Consider the following 22,433-nt stretch of genomic DNA (forward strand, 5'->3'; position numbering starts at 1 on the left):
TCCCGGGGTGCACCCGGGTCGGCGGGCGGTCGCGGAGGCCGGTCACCCCGTCGGGCGGGGCGTGGTCCTCGGTCGTTCACCGGGTATAACGACCCCCACCGGCCGGCCATTCCGCCGCCGGGATGCCACCGGTCACCCCGCAAACCGGACACCACGCCCACCCGCGCACGATCGGTGGAACGTCACGGGTGCATCCGGGCCCCGGAGACACCCACAGCGTTCCACCCACCACCCGAAGCCGGGCATGAACCGGACATCCGGCCCAGGCTGACTGCCCGCGCGTCGGCGCAACGTGACGACGTGAATGGATCGGCGCGTCGGCGCCAGCCCCACCCACAGGCCACCCGCCCACCCGTGCCGGGACGACGAACCGAACCCCGAGCCCCGACCGACCTGGCCTCACGGCGAACAGCCGCAGGACGCTCAGTGGCGGCCGTGGCGTGCGCGGAGGTAGTCGGAGACCACGTACTCGCCGAGGTCGTCGAGGTCGGGGGTGAACATCCGGCCCTTGGAGCGCCGGGCCACCGCATCCACGAAGCGGCGCAGGCCCGGGTCGTCGCCGAGCATGAACAGGTTCAGCGTGGCGCCGTACCGGGTCAGCTTGTCCACCTCGCGGATGGTCGCCTGGATGGTCTCCGGCAGCGGCGGCCAGTGGAAGTACGCCTCGCCGTCGGACGGGTCGAGGTGGGCGGTGGGCTCACCGTCGGTGACCACGAGCACGACCGGCTCGGCGCCCGGGTGCCGGCGCAGGTGCCGCCCGGCCAGCCGCAGCGCGTGCTGGAGGTTGGTGCCCTGCTCCATGTCGGGCTCCACCGCGGCGAGTTCCTGCTGGGTCAGCGGCATGGCCTCCCGGCCGAAGCCGATGATCTGCAGGGCGTCCTGCGGGAAGCGGGTCGCCATGAGGTGCGAGAGGGCCAGCGCGGTCTGCTTCATCGGCCCCCAGCGCCCCTGGGAGATCATCGAGTACGACAGGTCGACGCAGAGCGCCACGGCCGCCGAGGCACGCCGCTCGGTCTCCATGACCTCGAAGTCCTCGACGGCGAGCTGCACGGGCACCCGGGGTCCGGCCCGGCGGACCGCGCGGGTGAGGGTGCGCACCACGTCGAGGGGCTGCTCGTCGCCGTACTCCCACTGGCGGGAAGCGCCGCTCACCTCGCCGGCCGCGCCCGCGGAGCGCAGGTCGTGCTGGCCGCGGGGGCCGGCGGTCAGGTCGGCGAAGACCCGGCGCAGGGCGGTGCCGGCGAGCCGGCGCAGCGCCTTCGGGCTGAGCGTCAGCCCCTCGGCGTCCCGGGTCACCCAGCCCTGCCGGCGCAGCTCACGCTCCAGCTCCTGAAGCCGGCGTACGTCGTCGGCGGCGTCCCGGCCCAGCGTCCGGGCGACCGCCTCGACGTCGACGTCGTCCAGCGTGGCGCCGGGGTGGTCCTGGTCGAGGGAGTCGAGCAGCTCGTCCAGCTCGGCGATCTCGCCGAGCGCGCCGGTGGCCTCGCCGTAGCCGAGCTGCTGGTCGCCCCGGACCCGCTCGCCGCGGCGCCAGTTCAGGTCGGGGCGCAGCGACCGCAGGTGGTCGTCGAGCTGCGACAGTTCCCCGGCCAGCTGCTCGCCGAGGGACTGGCGCATGAGCCCGGCCAGTTCCTCGCGCTGCCGGTCGGACAGCGACCGCATGAGCCGCTCCCCGGCCGCCGACCGGCGGGCCAGCACGTCGATCAGCTCGTCGACGTCCTTCGGCTGCTCCGGGAAGAACTCGCCGTGCCGACGCATGAACTCGGCGAACGCGTCGGTGGTGTCCTCGGACCGGGCGTGCCGGGCGAGCAGGTCGTTGAGGTCGCGCATCATCTCGGCGAGCTGCCGCTGGGTGGCCGGGTCGCCGGCGGCCCGTGCCGCGTCGCGCAGCCCGGCGAAGCGCTGCTCCAGCACCTCGCCGCGCAGCCCGTCGAGGATCCGTTGGTAGCTGGCGCGTGCCTCGCCGCTGGCCCAGTCGTACCCGGACAGCTCCTCGACGGCGCGGGCCGTCGAGCGGGGCAGGTTGTCCAGCACCGCCTCGGCGAAGCGGGCGTCGTCGCCGTCCCGCCCGCGCAGCTCCTCCCGCTCGGCGGCGAGGGCCTGGTCGAGCAGCGCCTGAGCGCGGGTCACCGCGCCGTCCAGGTCGCCCCGGCGCAGCGCCTCGCGGCGCAGCCGGCGGGCCCGGGCGGCCAGGTCGTCCAGGCCGCCGCGACCCTGCGGGCCGCGCCGCAGCAGGTCGCGCAGCGCCTCCCGCAGGCTGCCGCCGGCGAGGACCTCCGAGCCGACCGCGTCCACCGCGGCGCGTACGTCGTACGGCGAGGCGAGCGGGTCGGGCCCGCCGCGCCACTGCCCGTACCGGAACCGGTTGCCGGCCACGGTCAGCCCCGGCCGCCGTAGACGGTGCGCCCGGACTCGGTGACGTCCTTGCCCAGCCGGCGGGTGAGGTGCAGCCCCTCCAGGACGAACTCGATCCCGGCGGCGGCCTCCTCGGGGGTGGGCGCGTCGCCGAGGCCGAGCCGGTCGAGCACCTTGGCCAGCCCGGGAACGGTGCCGACCTGGCCGAGCAGCTCCGCCGAGGAGACCAGCTCGCCGGTCTCGATCTCGGTGCCCTCGGCGACCAGCGCGGTGAACCCGGAGAGGTCCAGCCCGGCCAGGCGGGCCCGGAACGTCTCGGCGGTGGCGGTCCGCAGCAGGTGGCCGAGGACCTCGATCTCCCGCCCCTCCTCGCCGCTCTCGAACTCGACCTTGCCGCGCAGCGTGGAGGTCACCGAGACGGCGTCGCCGACCCGGGCGACCGGGGCCTCGTGGGCGGCGGCGCCCAGCAGGCCGGCGCGGCGCAGCGCGGCGGCGGCGACGGTCTCGGCGGCGGCGATGGCGAACCGGGCGGAGACGCCGGAGCGCGGGTCCACCGACGGTGATTCCCGGACGGCGCGGGCGAAGCGGGCGAGCACCTCCAGCACGTGCTCCGGGACGGTGGCGACCAGGTCGGCCTCCTGCCGGATCAGGGCCAGCTCCAGCTCCACGTCGAGCGGGTAGTGGGTGCGGATCTCCGCGCCGAAGCGGTCCTTGAGCGGGGTGATGATCCGGCCCCGGTTGGTGTAGTCCTCCGGGTTGGCGCTGGCCACGAGGAGCAGGTCCAGCGGGAGCCGGAGCTGGTAGCCGCGGACCTGGATGTCGCGTTCCTCCAGCACGTTGAGCAGCGCCACCTGGATGCGTTCGGCCAGGTCGGGCAGCTCGTTGACGGCGAAGACGCCCCGGTTGGTGCGCGGCACGAGCCCGAAGTGGATGGTCTCCGGGTCGCCGAGGGTACGCCCCTGGGCGAGCCGGATCGGGTCGACGTCGCCGATGAGGTCGCCGACGCTGGTGTCCGGGGTGGCGAGCTTCTCGCCGTAGCGCATCGAGCGGTGCAGCCAGCCGATCGGCAGGTCGTCGCCGCGCTCGGCGACCAGGGCGCGGGACGCCGGGGTGAGCGGGTGCATCGGGTGCTCGTTGAGCACCGAGCCGGGGATCACCGGGGTCCACTCGTCGAGCAGCGCGCCGAGCGAGCGGATGAGCCGGGTCTTGCCCTGGCCGCGCTCGCCGAGCAGCACCATGTCGTGGCCGGCGAGCAGGGCCCGCTCGACCTCGGGCAGCACCGTGTCCTCGTAACCGACGATGCCGGGGAAGCGCTCCTCGCCGGCGCGCATCCGGGCGAGGAGGTTGTCGCGGAGTTCCTGCTTGACCGTGCGGTGGCGATGGCCGGAGGCCCGCAGCTCGCCGAGCGTGCCGGGCAGGTCGGCGGGCGGGGCCGGGGGAACCTGGTTGGGCGCAGTCACCCGACCCACGCTATCTCGGTCGGGTGACCAGGCGCCGCCTTCGGGGACGGTCGGACCGTCACGGACGGGGAACGGGCCGCCCGCAGCGGGCGCAGCCGCCCCGCCGCCGCAGGTGGTACGCCAGGGTGGCCGCCCCGAGCGCGGCGCCCCAGAGGGGCCAGAGCAGCATCGGCGCCGAGGCGAGACTGAACCCGCCGGCCAGGTGCCAGAACTGGGCGTTGCTCATCAGGCCGAGGGTGGCCGCCGTCACCGACAGAGCCACCAGCGTCGCGGGGACGACCGCCAGCTTGATCGGCACCCGCCGCCCGGCCAGCCCCGGCAGCCAGCGCGGGAACCGCTCGCCCCAGGGGCGGACCAGCCCGAGGGTGAGGATCGCCCCGACGGTGGCGAATCCGCCCAGCCCGGCGCCGGCCCAGACCAGCCCGGTCTCCCTCATCTCGGCGAGGAAGTCCCGGGAGATGCCGAGCGGAATGCCGGCCGCCCAGGCGAACCGGGTGACCGCGTAGGCGAACGGGATGACGGCGGCCGTGTACGCGGCCCAGCGCCCCCAGCGGGCGGCCGCGGCCGGCGTGGTCCAGCCGCGCTCGTGGTCGTCCCGGCCGCAGGCCGGGCAGGCGCCGGCGGTCCGGCGCTGCCAGAGCAGCAGCGCGCCGGCCAGCAGGACGCCCCCGACGAGGGCGGCGCACCGGGCGGCCAGCGGCCAGTCGAAGATCTGCCCGTAGTCGACGGGCGGCCAGCCGAACGGCGCGCCGATGAGCAGGATCGGCAGGTAGCCGAGCACGATCAGCACCCGGGCGTCGGGGACGACCACGGTCAGCGCGAACGCGACCGCCCAGCCGTAGCCGAGCAGCAGCGCGCGGGGCAGGCCGGGCCGGCGTACCGTCGCCGGGCCGCTCATGGCCAGGGCCGCGACGGCCGCGAGCAGCAGCACCCCGGCGAAGAGCGGGGCGCCGACGTCCACCGGCAGCAGCCGGAGCAGGCTGACGTCGCCGCCGTGCGGGTCGTTGGCGCCGAACGGGTAGCCGGCGCCGGTCAGCGTCGAGAGCAGGGCGAGAACGCCCCAGCCGCCGAGCCAGGCGGCGGCGAGCGGTGCGGCCAGGTCGAGCCGCGTCCGGGCGGCCCGACGGGGTGGGGAATCGGTCGTTGTCGTCATGCTCTCAGCGTCGGCCGGTCGGCCCCCGGATCCCTCCCGCGCCGGGGTGGACCACCTCCCCCGCGGGAGGGACGGTCAGCCGGTCGGCACCACGAAGCCCGACTCGTACGCGGCGATCACGGCCTGGGTCCGGTCCCGCACCCCGAGCTTGGCCAGCACGTTGCCGACGTGCGTCTTGACCGTCTCCACGCCGACGACCAGCCGCTCGGCGATCTCCGGGTTGGACAGCCCGGCGGCCATCAGCCGCAGCACCTCGCCCTCCCGCTCGGTGAGCCGGGCCGCGCGCAGCCCGTCGCCGCCCCGGCCGCCGTACGCGCCGGCGAGCCGGCGGATCGCCGCCGGGAACAGCAGCGACTCGCCGGCGGCCACCACCCGGATGGCCTCCACCACCTCGGCCGGGCGGGCCCGCTTGAGCAGGAAGCCGCTCGCGCCGGCGCGCAGCGCCTCGTAGACGTACTCGTCGTTGGCGAAGGTCGTGACGACCAGGACCCGGGGCGGGTCGGCGGAGGCGGCGAGCAGCCGCCGGGTGGCCTGGATGCCGTCGATGGACGGCATCCGGACGTCCATGAGCACCACCCGGGGTCGCAGCCGGGCCACCAGCGGCGGCACCTCGGCGCCGTCGGCGGCCTCGCCGACCACCCGCAGGTCCGGCTGGGCGTCCACGATCGCCCGCAGGCCGACCCGGATCAGCTCGTCGTCGTCGACGATCAGCACGTCGATGGTCACCCGGTCTCCCCTCTCGGCGCCGGCAGGGTGACCCGGACCCGCCAGCTGTCGCCCTCCGGGCCGGCGGTGAGCTGCCCCCCGAGCAGCAGCACCCGCTCCCGCATGCCGTCGAGCCCGCGCCCGCCGCCACCCGGCCCGGTGGTGCCGCGCAGCCCGTTGACCAGCTCGATCTCCAGGCGACCGTCGGGTACGGCCACCCGCAGGCGCACCGGCCCCCGGCCGTGCCGGGCCGCGTTGGTCAGGCCTTCCTGCACGATCCGGTACCCCTCCCGGGACACCACGGCGGGCAGGCCACCGAGCGTCCCGCTGACCCGGGAGTCCACGGCCAGGCCGGCGGCCCGGGTGTCGGCGACCAGCCGGTCCAGCCCGTCCAGGGTGGCCTGCGGCGCGGTGGACGCGGGCGCCTGCCCGTCGGCCGTCTCCCGGAGCAGCCCGAGCACGTGGTCCAGGTCGTCCATCGCGCGGCGGCTGGTCTCCTCGATGGCGCGCAGCGCCCGCCGGGTGAACTCCGGGTCGCTGTCGAGCAGCTCGCGGGCGGCCCCGGCCTGGAGGGTCGCCACGGTCAGCGCGTGCCCCACCGAGTCGTGCAGCTCGCGGGCCAGCCGGTTGCGCTCGGCCAGCCGGGCGGACCGGGCCTCCAGTGCGGCGATCCGCTCGGCCTGCGCCGGGCCGAGCAGCACGGGCGCCATCGAGGCGGCGAGCGCGCCCAGCCCGGCGACCACGTACCCGAGGGCGACCAGCAGGACCAGCCCGGCCAGTCCCGCCACGACCGGGCGGCCCGGGTCGAACGGGCCGAAGCCGTCCTCGACGGTGGCGCCGGTGTCCACGCCGGTCAGCCCGGCGAGGAAGACCAGCGCCATGGGGAACGCGCTGATCGCCGCGAACAGCACCAGCGCGCCGGTGAGCAGATGCAGGGCGATCCAGAGCGCCGCGCGTACCCGGGTCTCCCGGTCGATCCGGTGGCCCGGGGCGGGCTCGGGGAGGTCGACGGCGAGCAGCGCCCGGGCGGCGGCGATCTCCAGCGCCCGGCTGCCGGCGAGGAACACCGGCACGGCGGCGATCCCGGCGGCGACCAGCAGCAGCCCGCCGCCGACCGGGCGGGGCACGTCGGCGTTGCCGAGCAGTTGCGCGAACGCCGCCGCGAGCAGCGCGTACGGCAGGGCGAGCACCCCGCCGAGGAGCAGGAACACGGCGCGCCGCCAAGTGCTCCCGCGCACCAGCGGCGCCAGCACGCCCGGGACCGTCACCCGGTCATTCTGCCGCCCGGAGGCGGCCCGCCGACTCCCCCGAGACGGGGAGATCCGGTCAGCGGTGGTCCTGGACGTACCGCTCCGGGTCCTTGTCGCGGAACGGCAGGTTGCGCCCGTTCTTGTGCTCGCCGTAGAAGGTCAGCCACCGCTGCCCCAGCTCGGCCCGCAGCTCGACGCTCGCGTGCCGGCGGAAGTCCGGCAGCGCCTCGTCCTCCTCCTCGGCCAGGTGCTCGCTGTTCTCCCGGCGGGCCCGCCACACGGCCGCCCACCAGGCGTCCGAACCGACCTCGTGGAGCTTGGACTCGGCGACGGCATCGCGGATCTTGTTGTGGTCGCCGATGGCGTCCTCGGTCTCCTCGGCGCCGTCGTCGCCGTGCTTGACCAGGTGCGGATAGAGGATGGCCTCCTCCGCCTCGGCGTGGATGTCCAGGTGCAGGGCCAGCGCCTCCCAGACGGCCAGCAGCTCGGCCGGGTCCCGGGCGTCGTCCAGCCGGGCGAAGCCACGGCGGAAGGCGGCGTGGTCGTCGAGGATCAGTGCGGTGATGTCGTCCATGGTGGTCACTTCCGGATGCGGGCGCGGATGAGCTTGGGTACGGCGGCCAGCCCGGTGACCGGGCGGAACGCGTGGGCGGCGGTGGCCAGCGCGGCGTACTCGTCGTCGGCCAGGTCGATCTCGGCGGCGGCCGCGTTGCGTTCCACCTGCTCCACGCTCGACGCGCCGGGGATGGCCACCACGGTGGGGCGGCGGAGCAGGTACGCCAGGGCGACCTGGCTGGGCGTGGCGTCGCGCGCGTCGGCCACCTCGCGCAGGGTGGCGATCAGCTCGGTGCCCCGGTCCAGGTTCTCCGGCAGGAAGTACGGGTTGGCCCGCCGGACTGCCCCGGCGGGCGGGTTCCGGGCGTCGTAGCGGCCGGAGAGGAAGCCCTGCCCCAGCGGGCTGTACGCGATGACGATCCGGCCGGCCTGCTCCGCGTACGGGATCAGGTCCTCCTCGGGGCCGCGGTCGACCATGCTGTAGCGGACCTGGTTGCTCAGCACCCGGCGGCCCAGCGCGGCCTCGGCGAACCGCCAGCGGCGCAGCGTGTAGTTGCTGACCCCGACCTCGCCGACCAGCCCGACGTCCTGGAGCGCGCGCGCATGCCGCGCATCGTGGTGGTGTCGGCGACCACCGGGTTGGGCTGGTGCACCTGGTAGAGGTCGATGCCGGTGACGCCGAGCCGGGCGGCGGAGGCGACCGCCCGCTGCTGCACCACCGGGGCGAGCGGCAGCACCGGGAACACCTTGCTGGCGACCACGACCTTGGCCCGGTCGTCGCCGAGGGCCGCGCCGAGGATGCGCTCGCTGCGGCCGAAGCCGTAGATCTCGGCGGTGTCGAAGAGGGTGACGCCCAGGTCGAGCGCCCGCCGGACGATCTGCGCCGCCCGGCGTTCGTAGTCGGGGCCGTAGCCCCACTCGCGCGAGCCGAACTGCCACGTGCCGAGGCCGATCTTCGAGATGGGCTTGGGGGTGTCGAGCGGGACGTAGCGCATGGACTCGAAGCTACCCAAGCGGACGGGACCGCACGCCGGTTCCGCCGGCCCACCTCCGCGCCGACCTGGGCGCCGGCCCCCGACTAGGGTCGGAGAGGTGACCTACCTCGCCAGCGAAGACCGTTACGACTCGATGATCTACCGGCGCAGTGGCCGGAGCGGCCTGCGCCTGCCCGCCATCTCGCTCGGGCTGTGGCACAACTTCGGGCCGGACCGCCCGTACGAGCGGCAGCGGGACATCGTCCGGCGCGCCTTCGACCTCGGGATCACCCACTTCGACCTGGCCAACAACTACGGCCCGCCGCCCGGCGCCGCCGAGGAGAACTTCGGCCGGCTGCTCGCCACCGACCTGAAGCCGTACCGGGACGAGCTGGTCATCTCCAGCAAGGCCGGCTATCTGATGTGGCCCGGCCCGTACGGCGAGTGGGGCTCGCGCAAGTACCTGATCTCCTCGCTGGACCAGTCGCTGCGCCGGATGGGCCTCGACTACGTCGACATCTTCTACTCCCACCGGTTCGACCCGGACACCCCGCTGGAGGAGACGATGGGCGCGCTGGACGCGATCGTGCGCTCCGGCAAGGCGCTCTACGTGGGCATCTCCAACTACAACTCGGAGCAGACCGCCCGGGCTGCCGGCATCCTCCGCGAGCTGGGCACCCCACTGCTGATCAACCAGCCGTCGTACTCGATGCTCAACCGCTGGACCGAGGCCGACGGGTTGCTGGACACGCTGGAGCAGGCCGGCGCCGGCTGCATCGCCTACAGCCCGCTGGCGCAGGGCCTGCTCACCGACCGCTACCTGGGCGGCATCCCCGCCGACTCCCGGGTGCGCACCAGCGTCTTCCTCAACGAGAGCGACCTCAGCGAGGAGCGGATGGCCACCATCCGCGGGCTCGCCGGGGTCGCCGAGCGGCGCGGCCAGAGCCTGGCCCAGCTCGCGCTGGCCTGGGCGCTGCGCGACCCCCGCATGACCAGCCTGATCATCGGGGCGAGCAGCGTGGCCCAACTGGAGGGGAACGTGGCCGCGCTGGACAACCTCGACCTCGGCGCCGAGGACCTGGCCGAGATCGACCGCCACCTGGGCTGACGGCGGGCGCTCACCAGATCCGGCGGCGGCCGGCGCGGTGGCTGCGGACCCCGCACGGCCGGCCCACCGGCACGCTGCCGGCCCGCCGCAGCCGCATCGCCACCACGACGACGAGCAGCACGGTGACCCCGGCCGCCGCGCCGACCACGAGCGGCCGGGGGAACCGTCCGGTGTCGGTCACGGCCGCCACCGGCACCCCCGCCGCCGGGTCGCCGGCCGCGTCGCCGGTTGCGGCCCTCGGCACGGTACGCGGGGCCGCCGCGCTCGCCGGGGGTGACGCCGACGACCTGGTACGCGGCTCGGACGCCGCCCCACCGGACGGCGACCGGAACACCACGTCGGAGCAGGAGTAGTAGGTGTCCTGGGTGTTCGAGTTCTGCCAGATGGTGTAGATGATGTGCCGCCCGGTGCGCCCCGCCGGCAGCCGCCCCGGCATCTGGTAGGCGCCGTCCCGGATCGGCGGGTCGGTGACCGTGAGGAACGCCTTCTCCGCCAGGTCCGCCCAGGTCAGCCGCCGCGTCGGCGCGTACGAGGCGGTAGTGGCGTAGAACCGGAACGTGCCCTTGTGCGGGATCGTGGTGCGGTAGCGGAAGGTGTAGCGGGCGCCGGCCGTGAGCGTGGTGGCCGGCCAGTCTGCCCGGGGCAGGTCCAGCCCCCGGTACGCCGACAGCCCGCCGCTGCACAGCTCCCCGTCGGGGATGCGCTCCCGGTCCCGCCCGTCGATCCGGGCCACCCGGATGTTGTCCCACTCCCGCACGGCGGCCCCCTCGACGATCGCGGCCCGGCAGGCCGGCGTGTCCGCCCGGCCACCCTCCGGACCGCAGGCGGCGGCCCGGCTCAACGGGCTGGTGGGGGCGCCGTGCGCGCTCGCCGGCACGCCGGTGAGCAGCAGGGTCGCGGTGACGGCGGCGAGCCCGGCGAGCGTGCGGCGTACGGCCATGTCATCGACCTCCCGCGCACTGGTACGGGCGCCGGGCGGCAAAGGTTCGATCCGCGCGCCGGCGTGCCGGACCCCACGGCCGGCTCGGGTGTGCTGACCGAACGGCCGGGCGGGGCGGCGGCGGAGCGGCGTGGGCCCTACAGTGACGAAACCCCGCGATCAAGGAGCGAGCCGTGTCCGAGCCGCCACAGACGCCCGAGGCGCCCCGACCCGCTCCGGCGGCCGGGTCCGACGTCACGCCGCACCTGCTCGTCGTGCCCGACGTGGCGGGCGCGCCGCCCGCGGTGCCGTGGCCCGGCCCGGAGGGGCAGCCCGCCTGGGCGATCCCGGTGGTCGTGCCGCCCGGCACCCGCGGCTACGCGCTGTTCGTGCCGCTGGTGCCCGTGGCGGAGGGCCAGCCCGCCGCGTCCGCCGAGCAACCGGCCGCCCCGCGGTTGCTGGTCCCCGCGCCCGGGGTGCCCACCCAGGCCACCCCGCCGGCCGTCGAGACCCCGAGCCGCGCGGCCCCGTCCGATCCCACGGCCGGCGCGGCCGCTCCTACGGCCGACCCGACTTCGACGACCCCGGCGGCGTCCCCGCCCGGTGCCGGTGGCGCCGGCACGGCGACCGACGATGCGGGCACGCCGGCCCCCTCCCCCGTCGGGCAGCCCAGCGCGGACGCCGGACCGACACCGGCCACCGAGGTCGGGCCGGAACCGGGGACCGAGCCGGAACCGGAGGCCCGCCCTGGCCCGGCGACCTCGACGGCCCCTGCTCCGCCCGCGGCCTCGCCGGCGACGCCACCCGTCGCCGAAGCTCATCCGGCCGCCGCCGTCCAGGCTCAGCCGATCGCCGCAGCCCCGCCGTACCCCGGGCACGGGGTGCAGCCCTGGGGCGGCTACCCGCCCGCGCCCGGCTGGACGCCCCGGCCCCGCACCCCCCGCACCTCGTTCCTCGGCGCGCGCTGGCCGGGCCCGAAGCAGGCCACCGGCCGGTCCGTCCCCCTGGCCGTGCTGGCCGGGGCGCTCGGCACCGCGTTCTTCGTGCCGCTGAGCCGGGTCGGCATCGGCTGGTTCCTGGGCTGGCTCACGCTGACCCTCGGCGTGCTGGTCGCGGTGCGCCGGCGCACCGCCGGCCTGCCCCGCACCGAGCGGCTGATCCGCGGCGGGTGGGCGGCGGCGGCACTGGTCCTGCTCGCCGTGCTGGCCTTCCGCAACGCCTGGTGGCTGGTGACGTTCTGCGTGCTCGGCGCGCTGGGCTGCGCCACCCTGGCGATCGTGGGTGGCCGGCTGGTCCGTTCGATCCTGTTCGGCCTGGTCGCCACGCCGTTCGCGGCGCTCCGCGGCCTGCCCTGGGTGCGGCGGCACGTCACCGCCTCACCGGAGGCCGGGACCGTCCGCAAGATCACCGGCTCGGTGGTCGCCACCGTGCTGGTGCTGCTGGTCTTCGGCAGCCTGCTCGCCTCGGCCGACGCGGCCTTCTCCGAGGTGCTCAACGCGATCGTCCCCGAGATCAACATCGGTACGGTGTTCCGCTGGATCTTCCTGGCCGCGGTCGGTGGCCTGATCGCCGTCGCGGCGGTCTACACGCTGGCCGCCCCGCCCGACCTGTCCACCGTGGACCGGCCGAGCGCCCGCCGACTGGGCGCGCTGGAGTGGGCGCCGGCCATCGGCGCGCTGACGCTGCTCTTCGCCGGCTTCGTGATCGTGCAGTTCACCGTGCTCTTCGGCGGCCAGCGGCACGTGCAGAAGGTCGCCGGGTTGAGCTACTCCGAGTACGCCCGCAGCGGCTTCTGGCAGCTCCTCTTCGTCACCCTGCTGACCCTGGCCGTGCTGGGCGGGGTGAGCCGCTGGGCCAGCCGCGAGCGGCCGGTCGAGCGCCACCTGCTGCGCGTCCTGCTGGGCCTGCTCAGCGCCCTCAGCGTGGTCATCGTGGTGTCGGCGCTGTCCCGGATGTGGACCTACCAGAAGGTCTACAGCTTCACCGGCGAGCGGATCTTCGTGATGGCGTTCGAGCTGCTGCTCGGCGCGATCTTCCTGATGATCCTGGCGGCCGGCGTGCGGTGGCAGGGCCGGTGGATCCCGGGCACGACCGTAGCGCTGGCCGTGGCGATGCTGCTCGGCCTCGCGGTGCTGAACCCGGAGGACTACGCGGCGAAGCGCAACATCCTGCGCTACGAGCAGACCGGCAAGATCGACGCGTGGTACCTGCGGGCGCTCTCGGCCGACGCGACGCCCGCGCTGACCCGGCTCCCCGACCGGGTCCGCCGGTGCACGCTGAGCTGGATCGCCGACGACCTGGAGGAGCCCGACCCCTGGTACGCCTGGAACCTGGGCCGGCACCGGGCCCGCCAGGCCCTCGACCGGGTCGGGCCGGGCGCGATCGGCGGCCCGAAGGACTGCCGGCGGGCCGACCAGTTCGACCTGCCCAAGTCCCGCCGGTGACCCTGCCGGCCGGGCCGCGGCACGCCGTGGCCCGGCCGGGGGCGCACCCGGCCCGTCCGCGAACGTTCACCGCCCCCTCACGTGAGGGCCACGGCGGACACCGACCCCGCACCTACCTTCGGCTGCGCGAACGTCAACCGAAGTAGCGGAGGTTCCTCCATGTCCGTCCGTCAGCTCATGACGGTGCTGGCCGCCGGGGCGGCGCTGGCCGTGCCCACGGCCGCCCACGCGGCCCCCGGCGCCGGTCCCGGCGTGCTGCCGCAGAAGACCCACTTCGACCTGCAGGCGCACCGGGGCGGGATCGGGCTGACCACCGAGGAGACGCTGGCCGGCTTCGCCAAGGCCATGCGCCTCGGCGTCACCACGCTGGAGCTCGACACCCAGGTCACCGGGGACGAGAAGGTGGTCGTCACGCACGACCGGCAGGTCAGCGCGCAGAAGTGCCGCGACACCGCCCCGGTGACCCCGGGCGACCCGATGTACCCGTACGTCGGGAAGTACATCAAGGACCTGACCCTGGCCCAGATCAAGACCATGGACTGCGGCTACCAGCAGCTGCCCGGCTTCCCGGAGCAGGAGCAGATCGCCGGGGTCCGGATGGCCGAGCTGCGGGACGTGCTGAGCCTGGTGAAGAGCTGGCGCGCCCACCAGCTCACGCTGAACATCGAGACCAAGGTGGAGGCGGGCGCGCCCGAGCAGACCGCTCCGCGCGAGCTGTTCGTCCGCCGGGTCTTCGAGGAGATCCGTGCCTCCGGCATCGAGGACCAGGTCACCATCCAGTCCTTCGACTGGGGCGCGCTGCGGGTGATGCACCGGCTCGCGCCGCGGTGGCCGCTGGTGGCCCTGACCAACTACGACTTCCTCCAGGTCGGCAAGCCCGGCGCCTCGCCGTGGCTGGGCGGCCTGGACGCCGACGACTTCGGTGGTGATTTCGTCCGCACGGCGGCCGCGATCCCGGGCGTGACCGCCCTCTCCCCCAACTACGGCTTCCCGCAGAACGGCACGGTGGCCGACCCGGCCTTCCGCTTCTACCCGGACGCGAAGATGATCGCCGACGCGCACGCCCGCGGCCTGAAGGTCGTGCCGTGGACCTGCGACGACCCGGCCACCGTGGCGGCGCTCATGGACCTGGGCGTCGACGGGATCATCACCAACTACCCGAACCGGGTCCGGCAGCTCATGGCCGAGCGGGGCATGCGCCTGCCGAAGGCGTACCAGCCGCGCTGACCCCACCGGCGGCGCCCGTCCGGCAGGGCGGGCGCCGCCGCCGGTCAGCCGGGGCCGCCGCCGAAGCCGATCTCGTTGCCGTCCGGGTCGCGGAAGATGGCCTTGCGGACTCCGTTGTCGTACGTCTCGCACTCGGCCGGCGTCAGGCCGCGCTCGGCGATCTGCGCGAGGCGGGCGTCGAGATCGTCGACGAAGACGGTGTGCATGGCGTGGCCGGCGTGCTCGGGCCGCACGTCGATGTACAGGAACCGGTGCTCGGCGAGCTCCCACACCGCCTCGGTGTCGTTCGGCAGGAACGCGGGTGGCGCGCCGAGGAGCCGCTCGTACCAGGCCGCCGCCGCGCGACGGTCGCGGACAGGAAGGCCCGCGAACAGGTCTACGGTCATGTGGCCATGCTAGGGATGAGAGAGCTTCTCCGCCGAAACGCAGGCTTGCCAGCGTGCGCGCGGCCGGTGGTCATCGTCGCCAGAACAGCAGGTGGGTGACCCCGCTCGGGCTCGGCACCGACTCGAGGTGGAAGCGGTCGAGAAGCTCGTCGGGGCTCTCCCACAGCCGCTCACCGCGACCGAGGTCGACGGGGGCGACGACGATGTGCATCTCGTCGACCAGGTCGGCCTCGAGGAATTCTCGGATGGTGGCGACTCCGCCGCCGAGGCGTACGTCCCGGCCGTCGGCCGCCTGCTTCGCGCGTGCCAGCGCCTCGGCCGGGCTGGCGTCGAGGAAGTGGAACGTGGTGTCCGCCAGGGTGAACGACGGGCGCTCGTGGTGGGTGAGCACGAAGACCGGCACGTGGAACGGTGGGTTGTCCCCCCACCACCCCTGCCAGTCGTGGTTCTCCCAGGGGCCGCGCTGCGGGCCGAACTTGTTACGGCCCATGATCTCGGCGCCGATGTTGCGGTCGTAGTCGCGGGTCAGGTAGTCGTCCAGGCCACGGGTGCCCCCGGGCTCGGTGCGGTACACGAAGCTGGCGGTGGCGGCACGCCAGGCGAACAGCGCGGTGGGGTCCGCGTGGCCGAAGGGCCGCTCCAGGCTCTGCCCCTCGCCGGCGCCGAACCCGTCGCGTGACACGGCGAAGCTCTGCACCCTCAACAGCTGCTGTGGCACGAATCCCCCTCTGGCGAGCACCGTCTGTTGGCAACCTACAACCTGTCGCGCCTGGAGCCTGCTCAGCGGGCACGACGGACACCCTCACCGGCTCGGGGCTTGCATCCGGTACCTCGGTACAGGCTTACCGTCGGAGGATGAGTGACCACGACATCACGACGGACGAATCCTGGGTGCCGGATGCGTGCACCCTGCCGACGGCCGAACGGCCGCTGCGGCTCGCCGAGTTCGATCAGTTCTTCCGCGCCGCGGTCCGGGGTGCCGATCGCGTCTCGGCAGAGCACCTGCGGTTGCGGCTCGACGGCGGGGAGCACGTCGAGGAGACGGCGCGGGCTCTGACGGCCCGTGAGTCGTCGTGCTGCTCGTTCTTCGCCTTCGACATCGCGCGACACGGCCCGGACCTGCTGACGCTGGACGTCCGGGTACCAGCGGCGCATGTCGACGTGCTCGACGCCCTCGCCGCGCGGGCCACGGCTGTCCGGGCCCCGAGATGACCGGATCGGGGCTGCGCAGCGGCGAACTGGCCGACGCGGCCGGTGTCAACCCGCAGATGCTGCGCTACTACGAGCGCCGGGGGCTCCTCGCCGCCCCGCGGCGGTCGCCGGGCGGGCACCGGCTCTACCCGTCCGACACGGTCACCGTGTTGCGGGTCATCAAGATCGCCCAGCGCCTCGGGTTCACCCTCAGGGAGGTGGCCGACCTGCTGGACGCCGGCCGGCACCGGCACCGCCGACCCGACAGCGGCCTCCGGGCACAGGCCAGGGAGAAGCTCGTCGAGGTGGAACAGAAGCTGGCCGACCTCACCGTCATCCGCGACACGCTCCGCGCCGCCGTCTCGGCCGGTTGTGACGATCTGGTCACCTGCGCCGGCAGCTCCAGCTGCCCGCTTCCCTTCGCCGAACTCACCGAGGGCCGGCGGGAACCGTGTCCGGAATGACGAAAGGGCGTCCGTCATGTCTGACGAACGCCCTGATCGCGAAGGGTGGAGCCGAGGGGACTCGAACCCCTGACCCCCACACTGCCAGTGTGGTGCGCTACCAGCTGCGCCACGGCCCCTTGCGGTCGTCCCGGTCGCCCGGGCACGGAGAGAACTATACACACGCCGGTTGGCATGGTCATCTCGCGGGGGTCTCCCGGCCGGTCGCTCAGTTCAGGGCCACATCCGGGGGGAAGTGGGCGACCGCCGCCATCATGCCGCCCTGCCGGCGCAGCACCATCGGCCACAGGTCGTCCGGGCGGTCGACGAAGGCGTCACCGGGGAGGGCGTCGAGCACGAACCAGGACCCGTCCTCGATCTCCCGCTCCAGCTGCCCGGCGCCCCAGCCCGAGTAGCCGGCGAAGACCCGGATCCCGCCGACGGCGTCGCGCAGCTTCTCCGGGTCGACCGAGAGGTCGACGGTGCCCACCGCGCCGGACACCCGGTGGAAGCCCTTCACCGGCTTGATCGGGTGGCGCATCCGGGCCAGGCAGATCGCCGAGTCGGGCTGCACGGGGCCGCCCTCGAAGAGGACCGCGGGATGCCGGGCCAGGTCGCTCCAGTCGCCCAGGACGTCGGCCACCGGCACCTCGGTGGCGCGGTTCAGCACCACGCCGAGGGCGCCGCCGGGTTCGTGGGCGACCAGCAGCACGACGGTGCGGTCGAAGTTCGGGTCCTTCAGCGCAGGCGTCGCGACCAGCAGCCGCCCGGTCATGGAATCCATGGCTCGGCCACCGATCGCCTGTCCCTCACCCTGCATGTCCGACACCCGTCAGCCGTACGCCGCGACCAGCCGCGCTGTCAACGCCATGCAAGGCACCATAGCCTGCGCTCCGCCCGCTGGCTAAGGTCTGACCGGCGGGTGATCGTGTGGGATCGAGGGAGGGTCGGATGGCGGCTACGGCCGAACTGGCGGTGATCGGCGGGTCGGGCCTCTACGCCCTCCTCGACGGCGCCACCGAGCACGTGCTGGAGACGCCGTACGGGGCGCCGTCGGATCCGATCACCATCGCGGAGGTGGCCGGCCGGCGGGTGGCGTTCCTGCCCCGGCACGGGCGCGACCACCGCTACCCGCCGCACCTGATCCCCTACCGGGCCAACCTGTGGGCTCTGCGGTCTCTGGGCGTACGCCAGGTGCTGGCCCCCTGCGCGGTCGGCGGGCTCCGGCCGGAGCTGGGCCCGGGCACGTTCGTGGTGCCGGACCAGCTCGTCGACCGCACCAGCGGGCGGGCCCAGACCTACTACGACCAGGGCGCCGTGCACGTGTCCTTCGCCGACCCGTACTGCCCGGCCGGGCGGCGGACGCTGCTCGACGCGGCGGCCGGGCGGGGCGTGCCCGCCGTGGACGGCGGGACGGTGGTGGTGGTCGAGGGGCCGCGCTTCTCGACCCGGGCGGAGTCGCGCTGGTTCGCCTCGATCGGCGGCACGGTGGTCAACATGACCGGCCACCCGGAGGCGGTGCTCGCCCGCGAGCTGGCCCTCTGCTACACCTCGATCGCCCTGGTCACCGACCTGGACGCGGGCGTCGAGGCGGGCGAGTCGGTCACCCAGGAGGAGGTCTTCCGGGTCTTCGCGGAGAACACCGACCGGCTGCGCGGGGTGCTGCTCGACGCGGTCGCCGCGCTGCCCGCCGAGCGGGACTGCCCCTGCGGGCGGGCGCTGGACGGGATCAAGCTCCCGTTCCCGCTGCCCTGAGCGCCGGGAAGCGCCCGAAAAACCACGCTCGGCCCGATAGATTCGGCTGGTCGGGGAGCTGATCACCGGGCCGTCCCCGGCACGCGCGGGGGACGGGAGGCAGCCGGCGATGGCAACGGTCCGCGACACGACCTACGACCTGCTCCGCGCCCTGGGCCTGACCACCGTCTTCGGCAACCCCGGCTCCACCGAGGAGCCGTTCCTCAAGGACTTCCCGGCCGACTTCCGCTACGTGCACGCGCTGCAGGAGGCGTCGGCCATGGCCATGGCCGACGGCTACGCGCAGGCCACCGGCCGGCCCGCGCACGTCAACCTGCACACCGCCCCGGGCTTCGGCAACGGCATGGGCAACCTGGTCACCGCCTGGCACAACCGGACGCCATTGATCGTCACCGCCGGCCAGCAGACCCGGGAGATGCTGCTCATCGAACCCCGCCTGGCCAACCCCCGGGCGGTCGAGCTGGCCCACCCGTACGTCAAGTGGGCCCACGAGCCGGCGCGTGCGCAGGACATCCCGGCGGCCTTCATGCGGGCGTACGCCTCGGCGGTGCAGCCACCGGCCGGGCCGGTCTTCCTCTCCCTGCCGATGGATGACTGGGACCGGCCGGCCGACCCGCCGCCGCAGGTGCGGACGGTGGCGACCCGGATCGCGCCGGACCCGGACCGGCTGCGCGGCTTCGCCGCCACGCTGGCCGCCTCCCGCGCTCCGGTGGTGGTGCTCGGCGCGGCGGTCGACCGGGCCGACGCCTGGCCGGTCGCCGTGGCGCTGGCCGAGCGGCTGGCCGCGCCGGTCTGGGCCGCCCCGGCGCCGGAGCGGGCCGTCTTCCCCGAGGACCACCCGCACTTCCGGGGTGTCCTGCCGTACGCGATCGGCCCGCTGGCCGAGGCGTTGCGCGGCCACGACACGGTGCTGGTGGTGGGCGCTCCGGTGTTCCGCTACTACCCGCACGTGCCGGGCGACTACCTGCCCGGCGACGCCCGGCTGCTGCACGTCACCGACGACCCGGACGAGGCGGCCCGGGCCCCGGTCGGGGAGAGCCTGCTCGGCGACGCCGGGCTGACCATGGCCGGGCTGGTGGAGCTGCTGCCCCCGGCGGACCGGCCCCCGCCGCCGGCCCGGGAGGCCCCGGCGCCGGCCGGGTCGGCGGACCCGCCGAGCGCCGACGCCCTCTTCACCGCGCTGGCCGGGCAGTGGCCGGCCGACGGGGTGCTCGTGCAGGAGTCGCCGTCCAACCTGGCGGCGTTGCGCCGCCGGCTGCGGATCGGCCGGCCCCGGTCGTACTTCACGATGGCCAGCGGCGGCCTCGGGTTCGGCCTGCCGGCGGCGGTGGGCATCGCGCTGGCCGAGCGGGACAGCGGGCGCGGCCGGCCGGTGGTCGCGGTGATCGGCGACGGCTCGTTCCACTACTCGGTGCAGGCGTTGTGGACCGCCGCGCAACTCGGCCTGCCGCTCGCCGTCGTGGTCGCGGTCAACCGGCAGTACGCGATCCTCAAGGCGTTCGCCGAGCTGAAGCACACGCCCGGGGTGCCGGCGCTGGACCTGCCGGGGCTGGACGTGACCGCGGTGGCGCGCGGCTACGGCTGCGCCGCGGAGGTGGTGGAGTCGCTGGACGGGCTCGGCCCGGCGCTGGCCGCCGCGCTCGCGGCCGACCGGCCGACCGTGCTGCCCGTGCCGATCAGCACCGACGTGCCACGGATCCTGTAGGTCAGCGGCGTACGACGAGCGGGGTGCCGCTGGCGACGTCGAGCACCGCCCGGTCGCCGAGGGGCGCCTTCAGCGTCACGGTCAGCGGCTTCATGACCAGTTGCATGGTGCACGCCCCGGTGGAGCGGACCACCCCGGCCCCGAGCACCACGACGTCGTCCCGCTCCAGCACCAGCGGGGTTGGCGGCCCGTCGCAGGCGCCCGTGCCGACCCGGTAGTCGATCCGGTTCCCGTCCACCGCGCGCAGGTCGGTCGCCGCCACGACACCGTCGTCCGCCGGGCGGCTCGGCGCGATCCCCTCCGGCGCGGTCCCGACCGCGCTGGGCGCCACGGCGAGGCGCGCCACCGGCACCCGGAGGCCCTCCACGGTGAACAGCCAGGCCGGCACGTCGGCCTCGCCCCGGCTGGTACGCACCGACGCGCTGCCCAGCGTCACCGCGGTGACCGTCAGCGGCACGCACGGGCTGGGCGCCTGGGTGGCGACCCAGCCGTCCGGGCCGGGCTCGATGGTCGGACCGCCCTTGGGCCGCCCCGGCCCGGGTGTGCTCGGCCGGCCCTCGCAGGGAGGCGGGTCGCCCTGGTCGAGCTGGGCGTACGCCTCGGCGGCGCTGACCAGCGGGACGCGCAGCGTGCCGTCCGGGAAGCGGATCGTGCCCTCGGCGGGCCGGGCGGTCGGGACAGTGATCTGGTCCCGGTACCAGCCGTTGAGGAAGGCCTGCTTCGTCTCGTCGTCGAAGCCGGGGTCGCCGGTCAGCACGGTGGCCTCGTCGAGCGGGACGTACCCGCTGCGCCACGCGGGCCCGGGGCGCCACGCGTCGGCCACCTCGGTGGCCCGCTGGTCGAACGCCTCCCACCGGTGGTCGGGGCCGGAGGCCGACGGACCACCGGCGACCGGCGGGCCGGCGGGGTCGGCGCCGGGCGCGGCGCAGCCGGCCAGGACCAGGAGCGGTAGCCCGAGCAGGGCGAGAGAGCGACGCATGCTGGTTGGACGCGGGCCTTTCCCGGCCGGTTCCCCCGGTCAGTCCTCCCCGCCCAGGTCGGCCTGGTACGCCTCCCAGAGCAGGTCCGCGCCGCGCTGCCGGTGCCGGTCGAGCGCCCGCAGCAGGTTCCGGGCCTGCTCCCGCAGTTCCTCGGCGGGCACCGAGGGCAGGCGCACCGCGTGCTGGAGCGCGGCGATGGCCGCCGCGATGGCGGTGTGCTCGCCGGCCAGCAGGCGTACGCCCCGGTCCAGCCGCGGCGCCTGGTGAAGCAGTTCGGCGTAGAGGCCGGCCGGGCCCTCGGTGAGCCGGACGTGCTCGGCGAAGCCCCGCCGGACCGGGCCGAGCCGGCCGACCATGTGCTCCCGCCAGCGCGGCTCGGCCGGCGCCGAGGCGAGCGCCCGGGCGAGGTTACGCAGGTCGCCGGGGAGCGGGGGCCGGGGGTGGGGCACGGCCGTGACCGTGGACGGCTGCTGGATCGGATTGGTGGCCATGGCACCTCCCGCGCTGCTGCGCTACCGCGTACAGCGATGGTGAACCCGGGTTCCCGAGCTGTCCAGGAGGGGTGGAAGCCTCATCTGCCCCATCTGCCCCGCCGGTCACAGGGGCCTCTACAGCCCCAACGGACTCGCCGCCATGGTCCGCAGGCGGCCGGCGAGGGCGTGCGCGTCGGCGTCCCGGCCCTGGTCCGGCCGGCCCGCCGTGATCGCCTCGGCGAGCGCCCGCAGCTCGTACGCCGGCAGGTTGCCCAGCCCCGGGCCCTGCAACGGGATGGTGACCCGCCGGCCGCTGTCCCGGTCCCGGGCGATCAGGCTGGGCACCCGCACCACGCCGTCGTCGCCGACCCGGTGGGCGATCGTGCCGCCGCGCACCTCGGCCGTGGCCAGGTCGACGGTACGGATACCGAGCGCGCCCCGGACCGACGCCCGGGTCCCGTCCAGCCAGGCGGCCGTGCGCAGCACCCGCAGCACCAGGTAGAGCCCGAGCAGCACGAACGGGAGCCCGCAGAGCCCGGCGTAGCGCAGCGGCGTGGGCGTGGCGGCGGCGCCGTCGTGCAGGTCGGGCGGGAGCAGCTCGGGCGGCAGGTCCCGGACGTCGTCGTACGAGGGGACCGGCTCGCCGAAGCCGGTGACCCGCCGCAGCAGGTCCTCGGCGACCAGCGGCAGCAGCACGAAGGCCGCGCCGAAGGCGGCGAACAGGACACCCACCACGACGGCCATCCCGCGTTGGCCGGATGCCGCGCCGACGGAGAGTCGGATCCGCTCGTTCGTCACAGGCGGAGCCTAGAGCGCCGGCGCAACCGGGTCCGGACACGACTGTGCGCCCCGGTCCGGTGGACCGGGGCGCACAAATCAGGTGGTGGAGGTGCCGGGAATCGAACCCGGGTCCTTCGCCGCCTTGTCAGGGCTTCTCCGAGCGCAGCTCGCTGTGCCTCTACTCGGCCCCACCGATCACGCGAGCGAGTCGGTGTGACGGGCCCAGTCGCTGATTAATCTCGCCGCACGGACCCCGCGACCGGGTCCGGTTGGCCAGCCTTCTAGCTGATGCCGGCGAACTGGGTCGAAGGCGCTCCCAGGCCGACAGACTTAGCTACTCGCCTCAGGCGGCGAGAGCGAAGTCAGCGCGATTGTTCTTGGCGCTTATTGGTTTCCGACGAACGATTCTCGAGACGACGTCGGCTTCCTCGGCTCGCTTCCCCTGCCGCAACGTACGAAGTCGAAACCAGTCACCCCCTCGACGGGCTGCCCCTGTCGGCAGCATCACCAAGCCTAACGCCTGGCGCAACCGGATTCATTCCGAGGCCGGCCCGAAGCCCGGCAACCGAA

Annotated in this window: 22 protein-coding genes, 1 tRNA gene and 1 other RNA gene; 7 read left to right on the plus strand and 17 right to left on the minus strand. The window is 74.9% G+C overall.

The genetic code is table 11. From position 1 onward, the window contains the following. Positions 1-423: 423 nt before the first annotated feature. From NFX44_RS27655 to NFX44_RS27690, 8 genes are all read right to left on the minus strand, one after another. The gene (locus NFX44_RS27655; RefSeq protein WP_262286532.1) at positions 424-2,376 is read right to left on the minus strand and encodes a VWA domain-containing protein; all 1,953 of its coding nucleotides are present in this window, start codon (positions 2,374-2,376) and stop codon (positions 424-426) included. A 2-nt stretch (positions 2,377-2,378) separates the two neighbouring features. Continuing rightward, a complete protein-coding gene (locus NFX44_RS27660) occupies positions 2,379-3,824 on the minus strand; it encodes a magnesium chelatase (protein WP_262286533.1) in 1,446 nt (481 codons plus the stop codon). A gap of 49 nt (positions 3,825-3,873) precedes the next feature. Beyond that, the gene (locus NFX44_RS27665; protein ID WP_262286534.1) at positions 3,874-4,968 is read right to left on the minus strand and encodes a hypothetical protein; all 1,095 of its coding nucleotides are present in this window, start codon (positions 4,966-4,968) and stop codon (positions 3,874-3,876) included. Between the two features lie 75 nt (positions 4,969-5,043). Then, a complete protein-coding gene (locus tag NFX44_RS27670; RefSeq protein ID WP_262286535.1) occupies positions 5,044-5,694 on the minus strand; it encodes a response regulator transcription factor in 651 nt (216 codons plus the stop codon). After that, a complete protein-coding gene (locus NFX44_RS27675) occupies positions 5,691-6,941 on the minus strand; it encodes a sensor histidine kinase (RefSeq protein WP_262286536.1) in 1,251 nt (416 codons plus the stop codon). The genes NFX44_RS27670 and NFX44_RS27675 overlap by 4 nt, the downstream gene beginning before the upstream one ends. Positions 6,942-6,999: 58 nt before the next feature. After that, a complete protein-coding gene (locus NFX44_RS27680; RefSeq protein WP_154230147.1) occupies positions 7,000-7,497 on the minus strand; it encodes a hemerythrin domain-containing protein in 498 nt (165 codons plus the stop codon). A gap of 5 nt (positions 7,498-7,502) precedes the next feature. Beyond that, on the minus strand, positions 7,503-8,057 hold the full coding sequence (locus tag NFX44_RS27685) for an aldo/keto reductase (protein WP_262286636.1): 555 nt from the start codon (positions 8,055-8,057) through the stop codon (positions 7,503-7,505). Beyond that, entirely contained in the window at positions 7,976-8,473 is a 498-nt protein-coding gene (locus tag NFX44_RS27690; RefSeq protein ID WP_262286537.1) for an aldo/keto reductase, read from the minus strand. The genes NFX44_RS27685 and NFX44_RS27690 overlap by 82 nt, the downstream gene beginning before the upstream one ends. 97 nt (positions 8,474-8,570) lie before the next feature. Here NFX44_RS27690 and mgrA point away from each other — a divergent pair, with 97 nt between their 5' ends. Further along, on the plus strand, positions 8,571-9,560 hold the full coding sequence (gene mgrA, locus NFX44_RS27695; RefSeq protein ID WP_262286538.1) for an L-glyceraldehyde 3-phosphate reductase: 990 nt from the start codon (positions 8,571-8,573) through the stop codon (positions 9,558-9,560). A 10-nt stretch (positions 9,561-9,570) separates the two neighbouring features. On the opposite strand, the gene NFX44_RS27700 is transcribed toward mgrA, so the two are convergent. Then, on the minus strand, positions 9,571-10,500 hold the full coding sequence (locus tag NFX44_RS27700) for a lytic polysaccharide monooxygenase (RefSeq protein ID WP_262286539.1): 930 nt from the start codon (positions 10,498-10,500) through the stop codon (positions 9,571-9,573). A gap of 173 nt (positions 10,501-10,673) precedes the next feature. Between NFX44_RS27700 and NFX44_RS27705 the strand changes: the two genes are divergently transcribed. Together NFX44_RS27705 and NFX44_RS27710 are read left to right on the plus strand one after the other, a co-directional pair. Further along, a complete protein-coding gene (locus tag NFX44_RS27705) occupies positions 10,674-12,923 on the plus strand; it encodes a DUF4153 domain-containing protein (protein ID WP_262286540.1) in 2,250 nt (749 codons plus the stop codon). A 159-nt stretch (positions 12,924-13,082) separates the two neighbouring features. Further along, positions 13,083-14,150, plus strand: a complete 1,068-nt coding sequence (locus tag NFX44_RS27710) for a glycerophosphodiester phosphodiesterase family protein (protein ID WP_262286541.1) — start codon at positions 13,083-13,085, stop codon at positions 14,148-14,150. A gap of 44 nt (positions 14,151-14,194) precedes the next feature. Here the strand turns inward: NFX44_RS27710 and NFX44_RS27715 are convergent, their stop codons facing one another. After that, a complete protein-coding gene (locus NFX44_RS27715) occupies positions 14,195-14,536 on the minus strand; it encodes a VOC family protein (RefSeq protein ID WP_262286542.1) in 342 nt (113 codons plus the stop codon). Between the two features lie 70 nt (positions 14,537-14,606). Further along, positions 14,607-15,254 (minus strand): dihydrofolate reductase family protein, encoded by a 648-nt coding sequence (locus NFX44_RS27720; RefSeq protein ID WP_262286543.1) that lies wholly within the window; start codon positions 15,252-15,254, stop codon positions 14,607-14,609. A gap of 137 nt (positions 15,255-15,391) precedes the next feature. Here NFX44_RS27720 and NFX44_RS27725 point away from each other — a divergent pair, with 137 nt between their 5' ends. Further along, entirely contained in the window at positions 15,392-15,748 is a 357-nt protein-coding gene (locus NFX44_RS27725) for a hypothetical protein (protein WP_262286544.1), read from the plus strand. After that, positions 15,745-16,191, plus strand: a complete 447-nt coding sequence (locus NFX44_RS27730) for a MerR family transcriptional regulator (protein WP_262286545.1) — start codon at positions 15,745-15,747, stop codon at positions 16,189-16,191. The genes NFX44_RS27725 and NFX44_RS27730 overlap by 4 nt, the downstream gene beginning before the upstream one ends. A gap of 46 nt (positions 16,192-16,237) precedes the next feature. Here the strand turns inward: NFX44_RS27730 and NFX44_RS27735 are convergent. Together NFX44_RS27735 and NFX44_RS27740 are read right to left on the minus strand one after the other, a co-directional pair. Then, a tRNA-Ala gene (locus tag NFX44_RS27735) sits at positions 16,238-16,310 on the minus strand. An 89-nt stretch (positions 16,311-16,399) separates the two neighbouring features. Beyond that, positions 16,400-16,990: a YqgE/AlgH family protein gene (locus NFX44_RS27740; protein ID WP_262286546.1), complete on the minus strand. Its 591-nt coding sequence runs from the start codon at positions 16,988-16,990 to the stop codon at positions 16,400-16,402. Positions 16,991-17,121: 131 nt separating this feature from the next. On the opposite strand from NFX44_RS27740, the gene NFX44_RS27745 reads away from it, so the two are divergent. Next, positions 17,122-17,925 carry an S-methyl-5'-thioadenosine phosphorylase gene (locus NFX44_RS27745; RefSeq protein WP_262286547.1) on the plus strand — a complete coding sequence of 268 codons (804 nt, stop codon included), beginning with the start codon at positions 17,122-17,124 and terminating at the stop codon, positions 17,923-17,925. A gap of 109 nt (positions 17,926-18,034) precedes the next feature. Further along, entirely contained in the window at positions 18,035-19,630 is a 1,596-nt protein-coding gene (mdlC, locus tag NFX44_RS27750) for a benzoylformate decarboxylase (RefSeq protein WP_262286548.1), read from the plus strand. Position 19,631: 1 nt separating this feature from the next. Here the strand turns inward: mdlC and NFX44_RS27755 are convergent, their stop codons facing one another. The 4 genes from NFX44_RS27755 to ssrA all read right to left on the minus strand — a co-directional run bounded on the left by NFX44_RS27755 (position 19,632) and on the right by ssrA (position 22,341). Continuing rightward, positions 19,632-20,609: a hypothetical protein gene (locus NFX44_RS27755; protein ID WP_262286549.1), complete on the minus strand. Its 978-nt coding sequence runs from the start codon at positions 20,607-20,609 to the stop codon at positions 19,632-19,634. A 39-nt stretch (positions 20,610-20,648) separates the two neighbouring features. Beyond that, entirely contained in the window at positions 20,649-21,101 is a 453-nt protein-coding gene (locus NFX44_RS27760; protein WP_262286550.1) for a hypothetical protein, read from the minus strand. 117 nt (positions 21,102-21,218) lie between these two features. Continuing rightward, positions 21,219-21,881, minus strand: a complete 663-nt coding sequence (locus tag NFX44_RS27765) for a hypothetical protein (RefSeq protein WP_262286551.1) — start codon at positions 21,879-21,881, stop codon at positions 21,219-21,221. An 83-nt stretch (positions 21,882-21,964) separates the two neighbouring features. After that, positions 21,965-22,341, minus strand: a transfer-messenger RNA (tmRNA) gene (gene ssrA, locus NFX44_RS27770). Between the last annotated feature and the right edge of the window lie 92 nt (positions 22,342-22,433).

This window comes from Micromonospora sp. MA102, from assembly GCF_025460765.1.
GTDB lineage: Bacteria > Actinomycetota > Actinomycetes > Mycobacteriales > Micromonosporaceae > Micromonospora > Micromonospora halotolerans.

Coding starts and splice junctions, on each gene's coding strand:
- NFX44_RS27665 (WP_262286534.1), bottom strand. CDS start 4,968: ATGACGACAACGACCGATTCCCCACCCCGTCGGGCCGCCCGGACGCGG.
- NFX44_RS27680 (WP_154230147.1), bottom strand. CDS start 7,497: ATGGACGACATCACCGCACTGATCCTCGACGACCACGCCGCCTTCCGC.
- NFX44_RS27690 (WP_262286537.1), bottom strand. CDS start 8,473: ATGCGCTACGTCCCGCTCGACACCCCCAAGCCCATCTCGAAGATCGGC.
- NFX44_RS27700 (WP_262286539.1), bottom strand. CDS start 10,500: ATGGCCGTACGCCGCACGCTCGCCGGGCTCGCCGCCGTCACCGCGACC.
- NFX44_RS27710 (WP_262286541.1), top strand. CDS start 13,083: ATGTCCGTCCGTCAGCTCATGACGGTGCTGGCCGCCGGGGCGGCGCTG.
- NFX44_RS27715 (WP_262286542.1), bottom strand. CDS start 14,536: ATGACCGTAGACCTGTTCGCGGGCCTTCCTGTCCGCGACCGTCGCGCG.
- NFX44_RS27725 (WP_262286544.1), top strand. CDS start 15,392: ATGAGTGACCACGACATCACGACGGACGAATCCTGGGTGCCGGATGCG.
- NFX44_RS27730 (WP_262286545.1), top strand. CDS start 15,745: ATGACCGGATCGGGGCTGCGCAGCGGCGAACTGGCCGACGCGGCCGGT.
- NFX44_RS27740 (WP_262286546.1), bottom strand. CDS start 16,990: ATGCAGGGTGAGGGACAGGCGATCGGTGGCCGAGCCATGGATTCCATG.
- NFX44_RS27745 (WP_262286547.1), top strand. CDS start 17,122: ATGGCGGCTACGGCCGAACTGGCGGTGATCGGCGGGTCGGGCCTCTAC.
- mdlC (WP_262286548.1), top strand. CDS start 18,035: ATGGCAACGGTCCGCGACACGACCTACGACCTGCTCCGCGCCCTGGGC.
- NFX44_RS27755 (WP_262286549.1), bottom strand. CDS start 20,609: ATGCGTCGCTCTCTCGCCCTGCTCGGGCTACCGCTCCTGGTCCTGGCC.
- NFX44_RS27760 (WP_262286550.1), bottom strand. CDS start 21,101: ATGGCCACCAATCCGATCCAGCAGCCGTCCACGGTCACGGCCGTGCCC.